The sequence below is a fragment of the Psychrilyobacter atlanticus DSM 19335 genome, assembly GCF_000426625.1.
GTDB classification, from domain to species: domain Bacteria; phylum Fusobacteriota; class Fusobacteriia; order Fusobacteriales; family Fusobacteriaceae; genus Psychrilyobacter; species Psychrilyobacter atlanticus.
In genome coordinates this window covers 224788-247153 of the sequence record NZ_KE384548.1, presented here as the reverse complement: position 1 = coordinate 247153, position 22366 = coordinate 224788, and the positions used below count along the sequence as shown (strand labels likewise).

Here is a 22366-nt window from a genome sequence, read left to right as displayed (position 1 = left end):
GAAGGTGGGAACTCAATCACCCATTAGGGGGAAATATGAACTGGAAAAAGCAAAGAGAATTAAGACAAACCCAGATGAAAGCCCTGGAAGATAAAAGAAAAGATCTTGCTAAAAAAGGCTGGAAATCCATGGGAAAGATTGAAAGAGACCAACTGTATAAAAAAATAAACTTTGACTGGGACAACATGCATAAATTCATAAGAGATAAAATCCCATCAAAAGAGAAATATTTAACATTAGAAATTGAAAATTATTGTGTAAAAAAAGCAAAGAAATTGAATAGGGAAGGGGCTCCTTCCAAGATTGAAAGGAGCCCCCATATGAAGGAATACAACTAAAGACGTATAAATAAAAGTCTCTGCGAAGTGGATAATCAATAGTTTAATTATTAAAAATAAAAATACTTTTGACTGTATTCAACCCACTTGAAACAAGTGTATATCTAATCTAAATAAAAGTCAATATACTAATTAAAAAAAATTAATGTTGTGAAAAAAAGAATGAGATCTCCATAAAATAGAGGTCTCATGCGAATAATCTATATAATAATAATCCAATAAAAAAGTCTTTTTTAGGCGGATTTAAAATTTCAAAAAAGCAATTTTTGGTATTAACAAGCAGTTTATTATGTATTTTAAATAATGTTTAATTTAAATCCACCTAAATTAAGTATATCGAACTTTTTTTTCAAAGTCAAACGTAACACTTTAGATATTAAAAAAAATAAAGATCTTTTAAATGGAAGAGGACCCCTTCAGGAAAAGGGATCCCATATGAAAAAATCGAAAGATGCTGAAAATCTTTCTAGATGGATTCTAAAATGTTTCATAGACTTTAACAACAATTAAAAGGTTTTTAAAATAATTCTTTGTCAAATCCATCTTAGAATTATTATATATAATTTTTTTCTATGAAACAAGTTTAACTAAATAAACAAAATAAATTAAATAAACAAAAAAGCAAACTCTTTTATTTTAAATCAAATAAAAAGAACCACTTAAAAAAGTGGTTCTTTTAGGGAATTTAAATAAAATTAACTTTTGGGGTGTTAATTTTATTCTGGTGGGTTGTATATAAAATCGCTGTATTTTTTAGGGCTTAAATCCTTTGCTAGTAGTAACTTCTCAAAATCTCTTTCCCACCATGGATAGAGTATATAGCAAAGTATCTTTTAAAACAAGTTTATCTAAATAAATAAAATTAACTAAATTAACTAAATAAAAATAGAGCCTCTAATTATTTAGATAACTAGAGGCTCAGAGGAAAAGTAAGTAAATTCACTGTCCGAAATGAATTTACCCTTATGAGCAGCATACATTCCAACTGGGATGAGGAATGTATACAAATTGGTATGCTCATTATAAATTAATTTTACCTTAAAAAAACGCTAAAGTCAACTAAGTGAAAAAAAAACCTTGAAAACAAAGGGCTACAAAAAAATAAAATAACATCTTCTATATATTTTTAAAGATATTACATTAGGTGAACCTCCTAAAACAAATCATCAATGTAATATCTCTATGAATATATAAAAAAGGCTCTTAAAAGTTAATTTAAGAGCCAATCATAAAACCTTTGTAATGAATCTCTTGGGAGAGAGAATAATATTTATTCAAATATAATAACATCATTACACAGACATTCTACAGTTACTTACCGGCTTAGTCAAGTTAAAAATTAATAAAATTTAATAAGAGGAGGTGAATTTGTCAAATGTTAAATAGAGATAAGTTAGAAAGGATAGGGATCGATAAACTAGTTCTCTCTGGAATAAAAATAGAAACAGATAAAAAATCACTTTTTACTGAAGGTCAGGGATGGATAGAAGAGAAGTTTGAGATAAAAGAAGAACTCTTCAGTATAGAAAAAACTATTAAACTCTACGACAGTGGAGAAGTAAGAGAAACTACATACCTTAGGTTTAATCCTAATAAAATTTTACATGGTCACAATATATACAATACAAGGAATTTTGAACTGAAAGAATCTATTAATAGATTAATAAGTTTATTAAATAGCAAAGACATATCTATAGATCTTTCTGAAGCTAAGATCAGTGAAATAGAGATAAATATAAACCTGGATCTGATCTTTGAAGAATTTAAAGAAGTCTTTATCCTTTTATTCCTTAAACTGCCTAAATTGAGAAAAATAGGCAATATCAATCTAAATGAATCATATAAAAAATTATTTGTAGATTCTACCCTAGATGGAGGATGGAAAAGTCATAAAGTTAGAATTTACGATAAGAAAAGAGAAGTAGACGATAAAACTCTTTTAAATTTTGAATTAACCAGACTGGAGTGGTGGCTATCCAGCTCAACATATAAATACTATGCCACTGAAAGATTTAATATCGATAATACATTAGAAGCACTATTAGGGGATCAAGATCTCTTAGATAAGATTTTTATGGAGTTATGCCGGGAAAAATTATTTAAAGAAGCATATAGATATTTAGAAAAAGAATTAGTACCAAACTTAGAATTAAATTACTTAGAACTAAAAAAACAAAATAAATTAGCCAGATCTAAGGGCCGATCCCCAAAGAGAAGTGTATATAAATACCTGGAAGATAACTCCTGGATATTTGATTATTCTAATCTTATAGACATAGTAAATATTCACAATAAAAAGAACCGTGGAAGGGAAATAAAGAGAATAAATAGTAAATACTCTCACTTAAATAACAAAGAAAAATTAAGTTATTTAGTGGGAAAAATTTTTCCTCACTAATCGCAGAAAGTGAGGAAAAAATAAAAGTACTAATTTCAGCTAAAAGCTATATAAAACAATTGATTGAAAAGAAATGACAAAAAATAATTGTGACACAGTTTCCCTAAGTAATGAGGTAGAAAATTTTAAGTGATTTATGACATTATTATGACATAAAAAAGTAGTTTGGAGGTGAGAGTCATGATGCTAAAAATGAATGAAAGAGATTTTACTGAAATGATAGAAGATGCAGAGAAATTTAAGATCTCATCTTTTCAAACTGATAGATCATTAGAAACCATAAATATCTTTGCAAACAGTTATGTCTATTCTTTTAATAATCCTGGCTTTGATGTTGTAAGTAATAAAGATCCATCTAAGCTCATGGAAGCGATCATAAAGAAGATAAATACAGAAAGTGTAATGGGAAAACTACTTATAGATCTAATAGAAAAAAGATATGGAGTAGATTTAAATGATCTAAGGTTGATTACTGATGAATAGATACAGAAAAATTAATAACGATAAAAAGAAAGATATGAGAAAAGCATATGAAGCCGGAATGGATCTACTGGATATATCTGTTGAATACATGATCAACTATGGAACCCTTAGGAACCTATCTAGTAAAGAGAATTGGAAAAAAGGAAAGACTAAAGCAATATTACAACAGGCATTTATTGAAGATGACATAACTAAAAGAGTTGAATTGAGAAATAAGGTCATAACTGATTATAGAACTCTCCATCAGTCTAACTTATCTTATCTCATGGAGTTAAATGCTAATGGTATAAAACCAAAGGTTAAATCACATGAAGAAGCTTTGAAGAATAGGATAGCAGCCACTACAGAACTGTATAAGCTAGGCAAGGAACTATTCAGCCTTCAGACATCTACAGAACAAATAGATTATAAGTTAAAGCAAATTAAATATGAAGAGTGTAAGAAAGATATTATAAAACAAAAAGAGACAATGCTTATGGAAGAAGAGGATGACGATTAAATAAAAAAAGTAAATGACTATGTAACTAAAGTCATTTACTTTTTATTAGCGAGAGAGCAACAGAGAGGACAACCATTAGCATTTGTGAAGCCTTTAGATAATGCAGCCTTTACTGCTTTAGGAGCAGTTGTATGCTTTCCTAAGTTAATCTTATTAGCGGTAGGCATATTGGGACATCCTGATTTATGAACTTCTTCCGTGGCACAATCGATATAATAAGCACATTGTTTCATAATTTTACCTCCTGATTATTCTTTCTATTAAAGCATAACACAGATTGTAATAAAAAGGTACTGTGAGGTGTTCGGAAAAAAGATTTGCGACGCTGAGGCGCAGAACTTTGGCCGTTAGAAAATTTTTATTTGGGACTTCCAAAAATTTTAGGAGGATATATGGGTCAAATAATTTTAATCAGTGAAAAACAACTAGCCAAACAGTTTTTAATCACTGAGAGACAAGTAAGAACACTATTTAAAGATTTTAAATATGCTCCTGGAGAATATATCTACCGGAAGTGCGTTAAGGAATATATTAAACAAATTAAAAGTAAAAATGGAGATCATAATCTTGAAGATCAAAAATTAAAAAAAGCAAAAAGAGAAACTCAAGAATTCAATTTAAAAATATTAAAAGATAAATATTATCCTGATGATGTAGTCAGAGGAGCCTTATCTGATATGCTAATAAAATTTAAATCCCAGCTCCTCAGTACCAGTAGAAAAATTACTATTGAAATAGAGCAAGATGAAAATCCGGATATTAAAAAGATTGTAGAGAAACATATATTAAAATCCTTGGAAGAGTTAGAAAAATATGATCCTCCAAGCAATAAGGGTGATAGGTGATGAATGGCAAAAAAAAAGTAAAAAAATTATTTAAAGAATGCCTGGATTTATTAAAACCTCCACTTAATTTAAGTATTAGTGAATGGGCAGATGCAAATAGGATCTTATCTTCAGAGGGCTCTAAAGAGATCGGAGCCTGGGAGACAAAGAGAACTCCATACATGATAGAGATCTACGAAAAAATAGAGTCTGGAGATGTGAGAGAAGCAATTCTTATGATGGCTTCCCAGCTTGCAAAATCAGAATTTATAAATAATATCTTTGGGAAATATGCACATCTGGATCCTTGTCCAATGCTATTAGTGCAACCAACAGACACCATGGCAATAGCATATTCTAAAGAACGAATAGCCCCAATGATAAGAGATACCTATGTATTAAAAGCCAGGATAAAAGATGCTAATTCCAAGAACTCAGGGAATACAGTTACACATAAGATGTTCCCGGGAGGGTATCTTGCCTTCATTGGATCTAACTCACCAAGTAAGTTAGCAGCTAGACCAATTAAAATAATTTTCTTTGATGAAGTAGATAGGTATCCGGAGTCTTCAGGTCGGGAAGGAGATGTAATCTCCCTTGGAAGAAAAAGACTAACAACTTATGGTGATGAGAGTAAATGTATTATCACTGGAACACCTACTGTAAAGAATAAAAGTGCCATAGAGAAAGAGTTTGCTAATGGCTCACAGGCAGTATGGAAATTACCTTGTCCCCATTGTGGAGAGTATCAAGTATTAGATTTTAAAAATCTAAAGTGGATTGATGATGATCACGAAACAGTAGAGATGGTTTGTAATGAATGTGGTGTTTTATCTCACGAGAAAGAATGGAAAAGAGGTAATCAATCTAAAGGAAAATGGGTACACAAATTTCCTGAAAAGAAAAAGAAGCTAAGCTATCACCTAAATGCCTTAGCTAGTCCATGGAGAACATGGGAATCAATAGTCGAAGAATGGATAGAATCTCAAGGTGATATGGAAAAAATAAAAACATTTAAAAATACCGTATTGGCCGAAACTTGGGAAGAAGAGAACATCAAGACAATTGATTATATAGCTCTATTTAAAAGACGTGAAACCTATGAGGCTGAAATACCTGAAGGAGTGTTATTACTAACTGCAGGAGTCGATATACAGCATAACAGAATTGAGTTAGAACTTACAGGCTGGGGATTAGGCCGTGAAAGTTGGGGGATTACATACCAGGTATTTTACGGGAATCCTTCAAAAGAAGAAGTTTGGAATGAGTTATATGAATTTTTAAAATCAGATTTTTATTTTAAAGATGGAACTCCATTAAAGATCTTTGCAACTTGTATTGATACTGGGTACAACACACAAAATGTATATAACTTTGTTTCTGATAAAGAAGATGAACGAATCTTTGGAATTAAAGGTCAAGGTGGAATAGTAGCAATAAACAATGGATTTAGAAAAACTAAAAATAATGAGATCAATCTTTATTCTGTAGGGGTCAACGCATTAAAAGATTCAACCATGAGTAAATTGAGAATTAAAAAGTCTGGACCAGGGTTTTGTCATTTCCCTAAAAATCCAACAAGAAACTATACTGAAGAATATTTTATGAGTTTAACTGCTGAGGTTCGAGATCCTAGTAGTAACAAATGGATAAAAATCAGAGAAAGAAATGAAGGATTAGACCTGAGGAACTACTCTGAAGCAGCACTAGAAATATATGATTATGATATGAAAATTTTAGCAACTCTATCCAAAGAAGAATTAAGTCTATTATCTAAAGTTGGATATTTAGAAAGGGAGGAAGAATGAGTATTACAGGGATAACCTTGGAAATGTGCCAGGAGAAATTAAAAATGTATTTAAAAGCTGAAGAAAAAGTTTTATTAGGTCAGGCATATAACATAGATGGAAAAGAAGTTACAAGAGCAGATATAGGGAAGATACAATCAGGAATTAAACTTTGGGAAGAAAGGTGTCGGAAATATGGAAATCCCGATGATGTGGGAATGACAATAGAAAATGTAATACCAGGAAGACATTAGGAGGATGAGAGATGGAGTTAATAAAAATAACTAAAAATGAAAAAGGGGAACAACTTGTTAGTGCTAGAGAGTTGCATAGATTTTTAGAAGTAAAAAAAGATTTTTCCAATTGGATAAAAACATATGTAAAAAATAGCAATTATGGATTAATTGAAGGCGTAGATTATACAACTTATAAGGCGAATTCAACAAAATCAGTACCTAGACCACGAATAGAATATATTTTGAAATTAGATACTGCAAAAGAATTGGCTATGCTATCAAACGTACCAAAAGGAAAAGAGGTTAGACAATATTTTATAGAGTGTGAGAAACAATTGAATAAAAATAAATTACCAATTAGCTATAAAGATGCATTGTTAGAATTAGTCGCAACAATAGAAGAAAAGGAAAAACTAGAAGCTCGTGGGAATCTGATGATGTTACAAAGAGAAGATAGCTCATTTAGGCATATAAAAGTAGTTTTAGCAGATAATAAAGCCCTAGAAGAAGAATTAGATGATACTCAAAAAGAACTTGGGATTTTAAATAATTATTATACAGTTAGTAGAGCACAAAAACAGTTCAAAGGTAACTTTAAGTGGCAAGAACTAAAGAGTAATAGTATTGCATTAGGTTATGAAATAAAGAAAGTCCCCTGCCCTAGATACGGGGAAGCAAATGCATATCATTCAGATGTATGGGGCCATGTATACGGGTTAGATCTTTAGGAGGAAAATATGAAACATAAGAATTTAGTCTTGGCAAAAAATGGGGAAATTCCAAGCTATAAAATAACTGATCCAATAGAAAGAGCTAACGCTTGGATAAAAGAGCAAAAAGAAATACAAGTTTTAAAACAAAAAATAAAAGAGGATAAACACAAAATAAAATTTTTTGAAACAATAACAGGATCTAGAGACGCCCTAGATTTAGGAGTAATTGCCAAAGTTATAAATAAAAAAGGTTATGGAAGAAAAAAGTTATTTGAATTTTTAAAGAGAAAAAAAATATTAATGCAAAATAACCAGCCTTATCAAAAATACATAGATAATGGATGCTTTAGAACTATAGAAACTAAGTTTACCAAATCGAATGGAGAAATATCTATAAACATTAAAACTCTAGTTTATCAAAGAGGTGTAGATCTGATTAGTAAATTATTAAATAAAAATCTATAAATAGAATTATTTAGGAGGAGCAGATGGAACTATCATTAAAAAAAATGTTCCCTGGATTAGCAGCTAAGAGAGTCATGAATAAAGCACGTCTTTATGATGCAGAGAAAACTTATGAAAATGTACTTCAATATCATAACCATGGGGCAGGAACTCAAAATGCTATGGATTATGATGATCAGATAAATAGTTCTGATGTGGACATAGGGGAATCAAAAGATATCTTAGTGGCTAGATCTAGAGATGAATTTATGGGAAATGCCATAGCAAATGGAGCTATCAAAAGAATCAGATCCAATGTTATAGGAACAGGGATAAAACTAAAAGCATCTATAGATAATAGCATACTGGGGTTGGAACAAGAAAAAAAAGAAGAGATAGAAAAAAATATAGAGAACCTATGGAGAATGTGGGCAGGATCTACTGAATGTGATTGGGGAAGACAATCTAAACTGAGTCATATTCAATCCTTGGCTATATTAACTTCTCTAATCGATGGGGAATGTTTCGCAGCTCTATCATTTAAACTTCATCCAGGAGAACTATTCGGATTAAAAGTAAGGTTATTAGATCCTGCTAGTTGTATCAATCCTTCGGATACTGGAGATAAAGATATAAAAAACGGCGTAGAAAAGGATAAAAACGGGATAATAATTGCTTATCATTTTAAAAAGAATAAAGAAGGATCTGAGACTACTAAGATCCAAGTTCATGGAAGTAAAACAGGTAGGAAAAATCTATTGGTCCTAATGGACAAAGAAAGGATAGGACAGAGAAGAGGGATCCCCTTAATTGCTCCAGTTCTTGAAATCCTCCACCAAATGAGAAAGTTTACCCATGCAGAACTAATGGCAGCTACTATTAATTCATATTTTGCAGCATTTATAGAAAATGAAACAGTGGAAACTAAATCTAAAAGTCCTTTTAAACCTAAAGATGGAAAAGATATCACGTTAAAAAGTGGAGTTGTTACTGGCTTACCTCCAGGACAAAAGATAGTATTTCCAGATTCTAATAGACCTAACTCTGGATTTACAAAGTTTATGGATACTATGTGTGTTCATTTAGGCGCAGCTCTGGAATTAGCTCCTGAGCAACTATTACTAAAGTTCTCTAATAATTATTCAGCTTCAAAGGGAGCTCTATTAGAGTCCTGGAAGATGTTAAAAACAAGAAGACAATGGTTTACAGATGATTTTATGCAACCTATCTACGAGGAATTTATGGATTATTGTGTAGCCATGGATTATATAGATCTTCCTGGATATGAAGATCCTTTTAAAAGAAGAGCATATCTAAAAACTCAATGGTTTGGACAAGCTCAAGGATCATTAGATCCCAAAAAAGAAGCTCAAGCTGCAGAAATTAGAATCAAAAATAATTTAAGCACAGGTGGGAGAGAAAGTATGGAACTTAATGGTAGTGATATTGATGATAATATCGAGCAACGTGGGCGAGAGGTAAAGAAGATCAAAAAATTTGGTTTAACAAACAAGGAAGAATCTAAAAACAAAAAAACTAAAGAAGGTGAGGAAGATGAACTTACTTAATGCGGTAATGATAAGCAAAAAGAAAGCGGAGATAAGAATCTATGGAGTAGTAGGTGAGGGTTGGTTTGCTGATGCTACTCCTAAAAACATAAATGAAGAATTAGATGCATTAGGAGATATCAGTGAGATAGATGTCAGAATCAATTCTCGTGGTGGCGGAGTATTTGCAGGATGCGCTATATACAACAGTTTAAAAAGGCATCCAGCTAAAGTAAATATATTTATCGATGGTATTTGCGCCTCTATTGCCACTGTGGTAGCCATGGCAGGAGACACGATACATATGAGCAAGGTTTCTATGATGATGATCCACAATCCATATTATGGAGCGACTGGTGGAGAAGCTAAAGAACTTAGAAAGCAAGCTGATGATCTAGATCAATTTAGAGAAGTGTCCATAGAAGCCTATTTAAGCAAAGTTAATATCACTCGTGACGATCTTATAGAGAAAATGGATGCAACTACCTGGATGACCGCTAAGACCGCTTTAGCACATGGTTTTGTAACTAACATAGAGAGTGAAAGCAAAGCTCAAATGAGTTTTCAGAATAATATGCTTATGTGCGGTACTGAAGAAATTTTAAATGTTTCAGAATTTAAAAATCTAGATGAATTTTTAGAAAAAGAAAATATTAAAAATAGTATGAAGAAAATAGAAAATCCAATAAACAAGAATTTAAAAAATACAGAGGGAGTTGATGAAATGAGTTTAGAGCAATTAATGCAAGAACATCCGGAACTATATAAACAAATAGTTCAAGTAGGAGTTAGCCAGGAAAGAACAAGAATTCAAAACCTAGAAACAATAGAACAAAGGGCAGGAAGACCATTAGAATGTATTCAAAAAGCTAAATTTGAAACTCCTATAGAGTCTACAAACCAAGAATTAATGACTGATATTCTTCAAGAGATGGCAACTCAACCTAAAAATGTTGAAGTTCCACCTAAACCTGAGAATAAAATGGAAATTTTGCTAAACAAGATCGATGATGCAAAAGCTGGAGGAGTCCAAGAACAAATATTAGATGGAATGACTCCAGAAGAGATGAAGATCAAGCAGGAAGAAGAAGAGATTGATGACATAGTAGCGTTAGCAAATGGGATCGAATAAGGAGAGTGATTTTAAATGGAAAAAGAAAAAATAATGCCTGAAAACCTGAAAGCCGGAGGAGTAGTTCCCTACCTAGTAGAACCTATGGGATTTGTTGCAGGAACTTATACTAGAGGGATGCTCTTAGAATTAGATCCCACTACTTTAAAGCTATCAAAGTGTACAGATGAAACTAAGTTCTTTGGAGTATTAAGTGAAAATGTAGAAGTCAAAACAACTGAAACAGCAATGGTTTATGTTAGTGGAATGTTCTATAAAAGTGGAGTTATCAAAGAAGATGCTACAGATATAGAAAAAATAAGAATAAATGGTATTCCTAAAAATATCTATATGAGATAAAAAATTTAAATAACAAAAGGAGTGATTAATAATGCCAGGACCATATGAGGCGAGAAAGATAACCGCAGCAATAGAAAGAGTAAAAAGACCAGTTAATTTTCTTTGGAATATTCTAATTGGTAAAGAGATAGAGGAAGTAGTCCAAGAGATAGAAATCCACTCTAAGGACAATGGAAGAGTAAGAGCAGCATTTGTAGGTCCTATGTCTAATGGAATCCTTATCGAAAGAGATGGGTTTGCAGTTGAAAGATACAAACCTCCATTTATCTCATTGAAGATACCTGCAACTGCTGACTCAGCATATCAGCAGCAATTTGGTGAAGGAATCTATGTTACTGGTAAAAAAGATCTGAATAAGATCTTAAAGAAACAAGTAGCTGAAGATTTAAAGACATTAAAAACAATAGCCCATAGAACTAAGATTTGGGCATTATCTCAATTGATAATGACTGGAGTATTTCCAATGGGTAATGGAAAAGAAGGTATCAGATATGGAGATTTTGCATTAAAGGTATTAACTGGATCGGATAAGTTTGATGCAGAAGGTTCAGATATCATTGGATGGTTAAGTAATCAAAAACTTGAGGTTCAAAAGAACACAGGAAATGTAGTTGATACAGTGATAGTTACCCCAGATGTAGCTAGATCTATTATCAACAACAAAACTTTGATGGAAAAGATAAAGATCCTCAACGACACTCTTATCAATCTTAAACCAAAGGAAAAAGAACCAGGAGTTTCATACATTGGGTATATTCCAGAGATAGATACCAAGATCTATTCATACATGGATTGGGTAAAGGAATACGGTAAACCTACTGAAGAACCTATCTTGCCAGATGGAACACTTTTATACTTCAAAGCCAAGAGTTTTAGAGTAAATTATGGAAGTTTCCCATTCAGAGAAAAGATCACAGATAGAGCAAAGATATTTGTTGGAAAAGAAGCAGTAAAAACTGTTCCTTCATCTGAAGGTAATACAGATCTATTAGAAATCAGATCTTCACCATTAATCATACCGGAAGATGCTCAAGGCTGGATTGCAGCTAAAGTAATATAGGGAGGTAACAATGAAAAAATGTAAAGTTAAATTAACAGCCATTGAATATAAAGGGAAAACATATAAGCCAGGCACAGTTATAGAATTAGAAGATAAAGATGCAGTCGATCTAATTAAATCTGATTTTGTAACTGAAAAAAAGTCTCACTTCCAGGAGAAGAAAACTCCTGAAGAATTAGCACAAGAAAAAAGACGAAAAGAATTAGATGAATTAAATGTCGCAGATCTAAAAGAGATTGCAGTGGATATGGAACTAGAGTTAAAGGTGACTAAAAAAGCTGAGATCATAGAAGCAATTATGGAGGCTGAAGATGAACTTTAAAGATCTGATGGATGAGGATCTAGATCTTTTCTTTGATCCTGAAGAAATAGGAGAAAAAGTTATCTTTGAAGGTAATGAAATAGTAGTAGTTAAATCATCTGAAACCTTCAGGACAAAATACAAAGGTAAAGCTGAACAGATGGGGATCTATACCAATGGGATATGCGTATCTATTAGAAAAACAGACTTCCCATCAAATTTAGCCCCTAACGACAGAGTAGAGATGGATGATGTTTCTTATGAGATTATAGACATAGAAGATCTAGGGAATACATACCGAATAGATATAGCTATTAATTATAGATAATTCTACTAAAGGTGAAATTTTATGATTGAAATAGATAGCAAGTTACTCGCTAAAATAACAAAGGAACTAGAGGGAATAACAGATGGTATTGAAAGTGTAGTTTCAGGGGCTGCTAATAAGGCAGCCCTGGAAGCTAAAAGAGATATAGTTAGTCGTATTATAGATGAATTCTATATTGACAAGAAACCTATAAATGCCAGTATCACGATAAAAAAAGCCAGTGAAAGCAACACAGTAGCCCAGGTTAAAAATAACAGGAAAAAGGATACTTTTACTCTTAAAAGATTTAAAGTAGATATCCCAAGTAACGGTCCTATCAAAGTAGCTCAAAGCAGGAGCGGTGGACTTAAAGAACTAAAAAGAGGATTTGTTAATGCTCCCAAGAATCAACCTGGGAATGTTCAGGTATTCAGAAGAGACGGGAAGAAAAGAAATCCCATTAGTTTACAAAGAGGATACTCTACCGGTGGGATGCTAGAAACAAATAATGTAATTGAATTTATAGAGGAGCTTATCCAAGAAAAACTAGAAAAGAACCTAGGAACACAAGTAGAAAAATTCTTTGAAAAATAAAAATTAGGAGGACAAAAATGATAATTAATGGAAAAAAAACAAGTGCGGTAATGATTGTAATAGTTATGGCGATATTAATGATGACTAAATCATGTCATAGAATATCCGCAGGATATGTAGGTGTTGTTTATAGCCCTAATGGAGGAGTTCAAGAAAAGGTGTTAACCCAAGGATACAACCTTATCAATCCTTTTAAAAATGTAACAGAATATACCGTAGGAACAGAACAAGCATATTTATCTGCAGATGAAAGGGAAGGTTCAGAAGATAATGATTCCTTTATAGTTCCTACTTCAGATGGAAAGATGGTAAATGTAGATTTAGAATATTCATATAGATATGATGAAAATAAAGTTGCTAAAATATTTACTCGATTTAAAGGTAAAAGTGGAGAACTTATTCAGAATACATATACCAGAGTAAAGATAAAAGCATATGTTTCCGAGGTAACTTCTAAATTTAGTGTCCTTGATATTTATGGATCTAAACGGGCAGATCTAAACTTAAAGGCTTATCAGCATATTAAAGAAAAGTTTGCTAAAGATGGAATAATCATTGAATCTGTTAATTTCTCAAGAATAGGACTAGATAAAGCCACTGCTACAGTTATTCAACAAAGAGTAAATACACAACAAGAATTAGAAAGACAAAAGATTGAAAAACAAAAAGCTCAAATTGAAGCTGAAAGAAATGCTATCCAGGAGCAAGGAAAAGCAAATGTTAAATTAATTCAAGCTAAAGCTGAAGCAGAGAGAATATTAACTGTAGCTAAAGCCCAATCTAAAGCCAATGATCTAAAGAAAAAATCTTTATCAGATGAATTAATTAGATATGAACAAACCCTAAGATGGAATGGAGAATTACCGCAAGTTACTTCTGGAGGAACTCCAATAATAGATATTAGAAACTAAGGAGGCATTATGTCAACTAAAAATATAGGTAAGGAAATTTTAAATACTGTTAAAGATATTTCAAATGTCGTTAAAGAATCCCCGCCAATAAATATCAATAAAAAGGAGAAGCCATGTCAGTAAGAAATTTAGAACAAGAGATAAAAAGACGAATAACTGAAGCAGTAAAAGGTATTCAGTTAATAAACGATAAAGGTGAATTTGTCTTACCACTAGTTGAAACAGGCGCACTGCCTAAATCAGCAGTGAGAGGAGAACCATATATATTAATTCAAACTACCCATATTGAAGATAAAGAATTAAGCGGTATTGCAGATATTAATATCTTATATGGAACTATTGGGTTAAGTAGAGAAAGGGAAAAGAGTAGACCTTTAGTTAAATTGACACATGCAACTGGTCATTGGGATGTACTCTCAGTGATAGATAAGATCAGGGAAGATTTCTTTAAAGATACCAATTTTCAGTTTGGGATATTAAAGAGATCTATGAAACATGAAGTCTATGGAGAGATTGAGTTCCCCCATTACCTCGGTGAGACTAAATGTACCTTTGAAATAGCAGTAACACAGCCACAAGATGACTATCTGTAGGGAGGAATGATGGCAGTAAAAAAAGAATCTAAAAAGAAAAAAATAGAAGAACCAAAAGAGATAAAAAAAGTGAGCATATTTTATATAGGTCCAGGAGTCCAAAGAGGGATTTTAGATAAAGGAACTATCTTTCGAGGAAATCTCCCTGAAGAAATAGAGAAATTAAAAGAAAAATATCCATCTATAGCTCCTCTATTTGTTTCTGAAGATAAATATGTTGAATCTTTAAATGAAATAGATCAACCAGGAACTATAACAAATATCCTTTTTAATAAAGCATTAGAGGAGGTATTAAGCTAATGGGAAATATAAATCATGGAGTAAAAACAAGTGAAACCTCCACCTCTATAGCAAGTGTAATAGAAAGTGGGAATTGCGCAGTAATTATAGGAACTGCACCGGTAAATTTAGCAAAGACACCTCAGATCAATAAACCTGTTCTTTGTTATTCAGAAAGAGAAGCTATAGAAGCCTTTGGATATTCAGATGATTGGGCGAGTTATACCCTTTGTGAAGCTATAGATGTATTTTTTAGGTTATTTAAAGTAGGACCAGTAGTTCTCATAAATGTCTTGGATCCTGCTACCCATAAGGAAGCAGTTAGTGATGGAGATATCACATTTACTAAGAAAAAAGGAACTATAGCTGATAAAGGAATTTTGTTACCGAGTTTATCTTTAAAACAATCTGATGATAGTCCAGTTCCTAAAGAAAAATATACAGCAGTATTCAATGAGGATGGATCTGTAAGTATCATAATTACAGATGAAACATTAGCAGGAACTCTAAACGCAGGAAAAGTAAGCTACGATAAACTAAAACCTGGTTTAGTAACTGAAGCAGATGTTATAGGAGGGATTGATACAACTACTCTAAAGACCGAAGGAATAGCTCTGATAAATCAGGTATTTCCTAAATTTAATAAGGTTCCTAACATCGGATTAGCCCCTGGATGGACCGATAAGAGCAAGGTAATGACAGTCCTTGTATCTGCTATGAAAAGTATCAATGAGGTCTTTACCGGCATAGCATTAGCCGATATAGATTCAACAACGATTGATAAGTATAACAAGGTCACTGCATGGAAAAACGATAATAATTATATCCATGAAAATTTGTATAATTTTTGGCCAATGGGATTAATCGACAAAACTCTTTACCACCTTTCTACTTTAGTAGCTGCTTCTATGTATGCAGTAGATACTAAAAATGGAGATATCCCATATGAATCACCATCTAATAAACCTCTTAATATCACAGGGATCTGTCTGAAGAATAAAACAGAAGTAGATCTTCTATTAACCCAGGCTGATTATCTAAATGATAATGGAGTAGCAACTTCTATTAACTTTAATAACGGTTGGAGATTATGGGGGAATAGAACTGGATGTTATCCAGCTAATAGAGATATTAAAGATAATACAATCTCTTGTAAGAGGATGTTTATCTGGGATAACAACAACTTTACTCTGACTTACTGGTTAGATGTAGATAAGCCGGCTAATAATAAGCTAATGGATAAGATCGTAGACAGCTATAACGACTACTACAATGGATTAGTAACTACAGGAGCCATTTTAGGCGGAAGGATCGAGTTTAATAAACAAGATAATCCAACTACTAAGTTAATGGATGGAAAGTACAATTTTAAAAGATATATGACTCCAGTAGGAGTAGCAGAAAAGATAGAATCAGCTCTAGAGTATGATACAGAATACTTAAAGAAACTATTTGGAGGTGGTAAGTAATGAATGGATTTCCAATATCCCTACAAGGATTTAGTTTGTATTTAAATGCATTAAAAGAAATAGGAACAGTAGACGTAGAATTACCTAATATCCAGTTTATGACCGATACAGTTACAGGTTCTGGAATAGCAGGAGAATTAGAAGTTCCTATTGCCGGGTTAACTAAATCTATGGGAATGAAAATAAAGAAGAGAGCGGTTAATGCTCAATTTACAACACTTCTTGCACCTATCATGCATCAATTAGCTTTTAGAGGTAATCTTCAGATGGCTGATCCAGGAAGTCCTATAGGAAGGGTGAAAAATAGAAAGATTAGAATCATGGCTAAAGTAACTCCTAAGAACAAAAACTTAGGAAAAGCAGAAACAGCTAAAGCTATGGATACAGAAGCAGAATTTGAAGTAATTAGTTTAAGAATATTTGTAGATGAGATAGAAACTCTTCATATTGATAAACTTAACAATAAATTTGTAGTAGATGGTATCAATTATCTAGATAATGATGATTTCCTATAAAAAGTAAAAAGTCCACGTATAGTCAACGCGAACTTTTTAACTTTGAAGGTTGTAATTATGTTTGGTCTAATAAACAGTATTACACTATTTTATTACTCCAAAGATAAACAAAAGTCAACTTAAAAGTTTTTAGTAATAAATATTATTAAAACAAAGAGCTCTCGTATAATCAACAAGAGCTCTTTGAGAAATTATGGTACCAATACTACTGGGTGTTGATATTAGCACATTAGTATTAATACCTTTAAAAATACTAAAAGTCAAGGAATAAATGAAAGAAAAAAAACAAAATGCCTGAAGACAAGTAATCAGAAGGAAAGATAGAAGAAGGAATTTAAAAAATTAAATAATAATCCTCTAAAACAAAAAGCCCCTGTAAAATCAACAAGAACTCTTTGAGGAAAGAAACATATGGCATTAATATTTACTAGCTATAATATCAATACACTAGTATTAGTACCTTAATAATTACTAAAAGTCAACTTAAAAAATAAAAAAGGAGAACCGGATGAAAGAAAATAAAGAACTTAAATCAGTAGATAAAAAAATAAAAAAAGACTATGTAACTGTAGTCGGTGGAGTAACTACTATTAATTTAAAACACCCTGTTAAATTTAATGATGTGGAGATTAAAGAAGTAAAAATGGATTTCAATTCTTTGACTGGAGCTAAGTTGTGTGAAGCAGAGGTAGTCTCCCAGGGTAAATATTATAGTTCTAGTTCAGAGATTAAATTCGGACAGGCATATCAAGCTGCCGTAGGAGCTGCAGCTGCAGATCTACCTTATGAAGCTATCTTAGAGTTAAAACATTCAGATTTTGATGTCTTGGTAGAAGTGGTTAAGGGTTTCTTATTATCGTAGATCTAAATGAACCAGAAAAAATTTTAAAGTTTAGGAGCAATATGATAAAGATAGGACAGGCTACTAAAACTGGGATAAAATTTTTTAATGATTTGAAACTTATAGATCTAGTTAAATGGATGGAGGCGATACCTGATGAATAGAAACTTTATTATTAAGATAGGTGGAGCCCTTAATCCATCAGTAAAGAAAAGTTTTACTAAAGCTAGTAAGGAATTAGAAAAATTAGGCTTAGAAATGAAGCAAATGAAAACAAGAAGTAAAGCTTTAGGAAAAGCCAGACAAGAAAGCTCTAAACTAGAAAATCAATTTATTAAAAGTCGTGCTGAATTTCAAAAGAACAGCAAAGAATCAGAAATTTTAGCAGATAAGATAAAGAAGTTAAAGATTCAAGTTAATGGATCGGGAAAAGCCAGTAAAGCCGCAACTATTGAATTTAAAAAAGCATTACAAACACAGAAACAATTAGATAAAACTTTAGTTAAATCAAAAGAATCCACAAAAAAATATAGTAATGAATTATCTAAAGCTAAATCAAGGGTATGGATGCTCTCTAAAGGTGAAAAAGAACTTGGAGATAAGATGCAAAGAAATCTTAAGATCCAGGAGAAAATGAGAAAAAATCAGAAGCGATTTAAAGATTATAAAGATAACGGCCAAAAAAGGATGAAGAAAATGATCCCTCCTGCTCTCATGATCGGAGTAGGAGTTAAGTTGGCAATAGATGATGAAGCTGCATTTGCAGATGTGAAAAAACAATTAAGTATCAGTGACCCTAAAGAAATCCAAAAATTTAGAAAAGAACTACTGCAGACAACAAAGGATATCCCTTTGATGAATACTGAGATATATGAGATAGCTGCTGCTGCAGGTCAAGCTGGGATAGAACAAAAAGAACTAGCTAAGTTTACCGCTGATACTGCAAAGGTAGCAGTTGCTTTTGGTGTTGACGCAGATAAAGCCGGAGGGAATCTTGCCACCTGGAGAACCTCCCTGAAAATGACTCAAAGTGAAGTTATGGGATTAGCAGATCAGATAAATACATTAGGAGATAATATCAAAGTTACTCCCGCTCAAGTAAGTGACATTGTAACTGCTATGGGACCTTTAGGAAAAATGGCTAATATAACAGTTTCTGAAACTGCAGCTTTAGGTGCAAGTCTTATTGATTTTGGCGTTAAAGATGCAAGTACTGCCAGTACTGCATTAAGAAAACTATACTCCACTATGAGTAGTGGTGAATCAGCTAGTAAGAGCAGAAAAGAAGCCTTTGAGGCGCTAGGTTTTGACTCAGCTCAGATTGCAAAAGATATGCAAAAAGATTCTATGGGAACTATCAAGAAGGTTCTAGGAGCATTTGAAAATGTGGATAAAAGTAAACGAATGTCTATAGGAACCATGTTGTTTGGTGAGGAAGCAGTGGGAGCACTCCTACCTTTAACTAATCAATTAGGGAAATTACAAAATAACTTAGATATGATTAATGATAAGAAAAAAGTGGCTAACAGTGTCAATAATGAATTTAATAATGTTAACGGTACTGCCTCAGCTCAATTAAAAATATTAGGTAAATCACTACTTAACCTCGGTCTGGCTTTTACTAATTTCTTATTACCTCCTTTAAAAGTTCTGACAAAACTATTTACTAAAGGCTCTCAGATAATTACAGGGTTTGCACAGAAATTCCCAGGACTAACAGAGTTTCTAACTCTCACAGCAACAGGGTTTGTAGGAGTAAATTTAGCTATTGGAGCAGCCACTTTTGGAGTAGGCGCTCTGGGTACAGCTTTTACCGCACTAATGTCTAATCCAATCCTTTTAATTTTAGCTGCAGTTGCTGCAGGTGGATATTTAATCTATAAGAACTTTGATAAGATCGAATCTAAAACTATAGAACTATGGAATGGATTTAAAACCAATATAGGAAAGATGAAAGATAAAACTTTGGAATTATGGGAAGTATTTGAAAAATCTCCAATCTTTAAAGTATTTGAATACAGTCCTTTGGGTATGTTTTTAAAGGGCATTAAAAGAATATATGATTGGTATAAGAAATTTAAAGGTGAGAAAACAAAAGAGCTGCCCTCACTTCAAAAAGTTAAAACTTCAAATTTATTACAGAATAGGAATACTAAACAACTAAAGTCACCTTCAAAATCTGCTCTATCTGGTAATTGGAACAGAAAACAAAATATTAACAATGTTCCTGCTTATGCAAAAGGTGGAACGGTAAATACTCCTCACTTAGCGCTAGTAGGAGATGCACCAGAAACTATAGTTCCCCATGATAGAACTAGACAATCAAAAAGCCTTTGGTATCATGCAGGAGCTAAATTAGGAATGTTTGCTGGAGATGGGATCCCATCTTTAACTTCCAAAGTTGAGAAGAAATTAGTTAACAATTCTACTGATAAAAAGATAGAGATTAAGATAGATTTTAATCCTACTATTCAAGGTAATGTAGATAATATCAGTGAGATCCTAAAAAAATCAAGTGAGGATCTTGCGCAAATAATCAAGAAAATTGTTAAAGATACAATTGCTGAAGATATTAAAACTGAAAGGAGGTTAAGTTTTGACTAGAGAAGTGGATATATACAAAACTATCCAGGGAGATACCTGGGATAATATTAGTTTTAAAGTATATGGAGAAGATAAATTCTCTAAATCACTAATAAGATCTAACCCCAGATACATGAATATAGCTATCTTCAGTGGTGGAATAGAACTGATATGTCCTGATATTCCTAATACTAAAAACTTAACTGTTCCACCTTGGAGGCAGCCATGATATCCAGGAGAACCTATTTAACTGTAACCTATGAAGGAAAAGACATTACAGGAGACATATCTTCATATATCAAAGGATTTTCATACACAGACAACCTAGATAAAGGAGATAGTGTGACCCTCAGCCTTACGGGAGATAAATGGATTAAGGAATGGGCTATCTTAAAGGGAGATAAGCTTAAAATCGAATTAGGAGTGATTAACTGGAGAAATGAAGGAGATAACAGGATCTTAAAATGTGGAACTTTTACCATAGATGATCTATCTTTTTCAGGAACTCCAGATACCATGAATATCTCAGCAACTTCTATAGATATAACAAAAGATCTTAAAGGAGTAAAAAAAGATAATACCTGGGAAAATGTATCTCTTAGAGAGATCGCACAAGAAATATCAAAAACTTATTCCATGAATCTATTCTATGACTGTCCTGAAGAGTTTACCTTTGATAAAGTTAATCAATTAAAAGAATCAGATGCTAGTCTACTATCTAGAATATCAAAAGAACAGGGAATGGCCTTAAAGATAACTACGGATAAAATCATTATTTTTGATGAGAAGACATATGAAAACAAAGAAACTGTAATTACTTTTAATAAATCAGATCTAATGAGCTATAACCTTCAATGTGATGACCTAGAGGTCTATGAGGGATGCAAGCTAACATTCTATGATCCAATCTTAGGAGAGCTCTTAAAAGGTGAATACGAAGCTCCTATGAGTTTGTTCTACAAAGTGAAAACAGGAAAGATTCTCTATAAAAATATAGATACAAAGGTTACAGGAATAACAAAAGAAGAGAAAGAAAAGTTTTTAAATGAACGAGCAAAAAAGATACTTAGAAATATGAATAAAAATGAAACAAAAATAAAAATATCTCATATGGGAGATCCAGAATATTTGGCAGGTCTCACAACTAAAATTTTAGGATTTGGAAGGTATGATGGAGTGTATCTGATAACTTCAGTTACTCATGATATTACCAGGGAATATATCTGCAGTTTAAATATGAGAAGGAGGTTGGACTTTTAATGGAGTTTAGGTTTTTAAGGACTGGAAAGGTATCCTCTATAAGTTATAAGACAACTACAGCAAGGGTTGAGTTTGATGATACTCCTGGAGAAATTTCTAAACCTTTACAAGTTTTAACAGATCATACAAATACAGAAAAAAATTATTCAATGCCTAGTGTAAAAGAAGACGTAGTTTGTGTATTCTTACCTAATGCACCTAATGTAGGCTTTATTTTAGGGAGTTATTCCACTGGCAAAAATCTACCAAAAGATACCGGTAAGATGAAATATATTATCTTTCCAGATGGAACTAAGATCAAATATAATTTTGAAACTCACTTATTAGAAGTTAATTGTGTAGGAGACATAGATATAAAGGGAGCTAATAATATAAATATATCTTCTAATAACATAGTGATGACAACAAATAGCTTAACTATTAATTCAAAAGCTACTTCTATTGCAGGAACTTCACTAGATATAAACGCAATGACAACTGCTAAAAATGTTACCGCTGAAGAAGTAGGAGTCAAAAAATTGACCACTCCTAAGGGAGATGTAGACCTCCACAAACATAAAGATGCAGAAAATAGACCAACTACAATTCCAGTATAGTATTTTAACATAGTAAAAGCCTTAACTCTGCAAGTCAAGGCTTTTAAAAGGTAATTAACATGAAGATCAACAGGTCTTCTTATTCATAGTATTCATTATAAATTCCAAAAAAGCAAATTTATTTTATCAATAATTATAAATAAAATAGTAAAAGCCTTAACTCTAGGAAATTAAGGCTTTTAAAAAGGAAAAGAATATATGACAAACTATACTCGTATTTATTATCACTTATAAATTATAAAAAATCAATTAAATAAAAAAAACAGGAAAAAATCCTGTTTTAGTGCAAAACAATTTTGAGGCATTGAATGCTTAAT

General features: G+C 32.2%; 27 protein-coding genes. 26 read left to right on the top strand and 1 reads right to left on the bottom strand.

Annotated elements, in window-relative coordinates:
• The first annotated feature begins 35 nt into the window (after positions 1–35).
• From K337_RS0112885 to K337_RS0112870, 4 genes are all read left to right on the top strand, one after another.
• Positions 36–338 carry a hypothetical protein gene (locus K337_RS0112885; protein WP_028856967.1) on the top strand — a complete coding sequence of 101 codons (303 nt, stop codon included), beginning with the start codon at positions 36–38 and terminating at the stop codon, positions 336–338.
• Positions 339–1713: 1375 nt separating this feature from the next.
• Positions 1714–2736 carry a hypothetical protein gene (locus K337_RS0112880; protein ID WP_028856966.1) on the top strand — a complete coding sequence of 341 codons (1023 nt, stop codon included), beginning with the start codon at positions 1714–1716 and terminating at the stop codon, positions 2734–2736.
• A gap of 180 nt (positions 2737–2916) precedes the next feature.
• On the top strand, positions 2917–3219 hold the full coding sequence (locus K337_RS0112875) for a hypothetical protein (protein ID WP_028856965.1): 303 nt from the start codon (positions 2917–2919) through the stop codon (positions 3217–3219).
• Positions 3212–3718, top strand: a complete 507-nt coding sequence (locus K337_RS0112870; protein ID WP_028856964.1) for a hypothetical protein — start codon at positions 3212–3214, stop codon at positions 3716–3718. The genes K337_RS0112875 and K337_RS0112870 overlap by 8 nt, the downstream gene beginning before the upstream one ends.
• 35 nt (positions 3719–3753) lie before the next feature.
• On the opposite strand, the gene K337_RS0112865 is transcribed toward K337_RS0112870, so the two are convergent.
• Positions 3754–3951 (bottom strand): hypothetical protein, encoded by a 198-nt coding sequence (locus K337_RS0112865; RefSeq protein WP_028856963.1) that lies wholly within the window; start codon positions 3949–3951, stop codon positions 3754–3756.
• Positions 3952–4110: 159 nt separating this feature from the next.
• On the opposite strand from K337_RS0112865, the gene K337_RS0112860 reads away from it, so the two are divergent.
• The 22 genes from K337_RS0112860 (at position 4111) to K337_RS19300 (ending at position 22049) form a co-directional block, all read left to right on the top strand.
• Positions 4111–4563 (top strand): hypothetical protein, encoded by a 453-nt coding sequence (locus K337_RS0112860; protein ID WP_028856962.1) that lies wholly within the window; start codon positions 4111–4113, stop codon positions 4561–4563.
• The gene (locus tag K337_RS0112855) at positions 4563–6350 is read left to right on the top strand and encodes a phage terminase large subunit family protein (RefSeq protein WP_028856961.1); all 1788 of its coding nucleotides are present in this window, start codon (positions 4563–4565) and stop codon (positions 6348–6350) included. Before K337_RS0112860 ends, K337_RS0112855 begins: the two co-directional genes overlap by 1 nt.
• Positions 6347–6583 (top strand): hypothetical protein, encoded by a 237-nt coding sequence (locus K337_RS18530; protein ID WP_037029913.1) that lies wholly within the window; start codon positions 6347–6349, stop codon positions 6581–6583. Before K337_RS0112855 ends, K337_RS18530 begins: the two co-directional genes overlap by 4 nt.
• Positions 6584–6594: 11 nt before the next feature.
• Positions 6595–7293, top strand: coding sequence for an antA/AntB antirepressor family protein (locus K337_RS19310; RefSeq protein WP_051251779.1), 699 nt, complete (start codon positions 6595–6597; stop codon positions 7291–7293).
• Positions 7294–7302: 9 nt separating this feature from the next.
• Positions 7303–7743: a phage antirepressor KilAC domain-containing protein gene (locus tag K337_RS18520; protein ID WP_051251778.1), complete on the top strand. Its 441-nt coding sequence runs from the start codon at positions 7303–7305 to the stop codon at positions 7741–7743.
• A 23-nt stretch (positions 7744–7766) separates the two neighbouring features.
• Positions 7767–9290 (top strand): phage portal protein, encoded by a 1524-nt coding sequence (locus K337_RS18515; RefSeq protein ID WP_051251777.1) that lies wholly within the window; start codon positions 7767–7769, stop codon positions 9288–9290.
• Complete coding sequence (locus K337_RS19305; protein WP_051251776.1) at positions 9277–10401, top strand: head maturation protease, ClpP-related; 1125 nt, start codon at positions 9277–9279, stop codon at positions 10399–10401. The genes K337_RS18515 and K337_RS19305 overlap by 14 nt, the downstream gene beginning before the upstream one ends.
• A gap of 15 nt (positions 10402–10416) precedes the next feature.
• On the top strand, positions 10417–10740 hold the full coding sequence (locus K337_RS0112825) for a hypothetical protein (RefSeq protein ID WP_028856960.1): 324 nt from the start codon (positions 10417–10419) through the stop codon (positions 10738–10740).
• 31 nt (positions 10741–10771) lie between these two features.
• Positions 10772–11800 carry a major capsid protein gene (locus K337_RS0112820; RefSeq protein ID WP_037029911.1) on the top strand — a complete coding sequence of 343 codons (1029 nt, stop codon included), beginning with the start codon at positions 10772–10774 and terminating at the stop codon, positions 11798–11800.
• 10 nt (positions 11801–11810) lie between these two features.
• The gene (locus K337_RS0112815; protein WP_028856958.1) at positions 11811–12122 is read left to right on the top strand and encodes a hypothetical protein; all 312 of its coding nucleotides are present in this window, start codon (positions 11811–11813) and stop codon (positions 12120–12122) included.
• Positions 12112–12429: a head-tail joining protein gene (locus K337_RS0112810; RefSeq protein WP_028856957.1), complete on the top strand. Its 318-nt coding sequence runs from the start codon at positions 12112–12114 to the stop codon at positions 12427–12429. The genes K337_RS0112815 and K337_RS0112810 overlap by 11 nt, the downstream gene beginning before the upstream one ends.
• A gap of 21 nt (positions 12430–12450) precedes the next feature.
• The gene (locus K337_RS0112805) at positions 12451–13002 is read left to right on the top strand and encodes a phage tail protein (RefSeq protein WP_028856956.1); all 552 of its coding nucleotides are present in this window, start codon (positions 12451–12453) and stop codon (positions 13000–13002) included.
• A gap of 17 nt (positions 13003–13019) precedes the next feature.
• Entirely contained in the window at positions 13020–13913 is an 894-nt protein-coding gene (locus tag K337_RS0112800) for a prohibitin family protein (protein ID WP_037029909.1), read from the top strand.
• 113 nt (positions 13914–14026) lie between these two features.
• Positions 14027–14506, top strand: a complete 480-nt coding sequence (locus K337_RS0112790; RefSeq protein WP_028856954.1) for a hypothetical protein — start codon at positions 14027–14029, stop codon at positions 14504–14506.
• A 9-nt stretch (positions 14507–14515) separates the two neighbouring features.
• Complete coding sequence (locus K337_RS0112785; protein WP_028856953.1) at positions 14516–14806, top strand: hypothetical protein; 291 nt, start codon at positions 14516–14518, stop codon at positions 14804–14806.
• Positions 14806–16254 (top strand): phage tail sheath family protein, encoded by a 1449-nt coding sequence (locus tag K337_RS0112780; protein WP_028856952.1) that lies wholly within the window; start codon positions 14806–14808, stop codon positions 16252–16254. Before K337_RS0112785 ends, K337_RS0112780 begins: the two co-directional genes overlap by 1 nt.
• The gene (locus tag K337_RS0112775) at positions 16254–16769 is read left to right on the top strand and encodes a phage major tail tube protein (protein WP_028856951.1); all 516 of its coding nucleotides are present in this window, start codon (positions 16254–16256) and stop codon (positions 16767–16769) included. Before K337_RS0112780 ends, K337_RS0112775 begins: the two co-directional genes overlap by 1 nt.
• Before the next feature lie 508 nt (positions 16770–17277).
• Positions 17278–17631 (top strand): phage tail assembly protein, encoded by a 354-nt coding sequence (locus tag K337_RS0112770; RefSeq protein WP_028856950.1) that lies wholly within the window; start codon positions 17278–17280, stop codon positions 17629–17631.
• 135 nt (positions 17632–17766) lie between these two features.
• Positions 17767–20214, top strand: coding sequence for a phage tail tape measure protein (locus K337_RS0112760; protein ID WP_028856949.1), 2448 nt, complete (start codon positions 17767–17769; stop codon positions 20212–20214).
• Positions 20207–20422, top strand: coding sequence for a tail protein X (locus tag K337_RS0112755; protein WP_028856948.1), 216 nt, complete (start codon positions 20207–20209; stop codon positions 20420–20422). The genes K337_RS0112760 and K337_RS0112755 overlap by 8 nt, the downstream gene beginning before the upstream one ends.
• The gene (locus K337_RS0112750) at positions 20419–21453 is read left to right on the top strand and encodes a phage late control D family protein (RefSeq protein WP_028856947.1); all 1035 of its coding nucleotides are present in this window, start codon (positions 20419–20421) and stop codon (positions 21451–21453) included. Before K337_RS0112755 ends, K337_RS0112750 begins: the two co-directional genes overlap by 4 nt.
• Entirely contained in the window at positions 21453–22049 is a 597-nt protein-coding gene (locus tag K337_RS19300; protein ID WP_051251775.1) for a phage baseplate assembly protein V, read from the top strand. The genes K337_RS0112750 and K337_RS19300 overlap by 1 nt, the downstream gene beginning before the upstream one ends.
• The last annotated feature ends 317 nt before the right edge of the window (positions 22050–22366 follow it).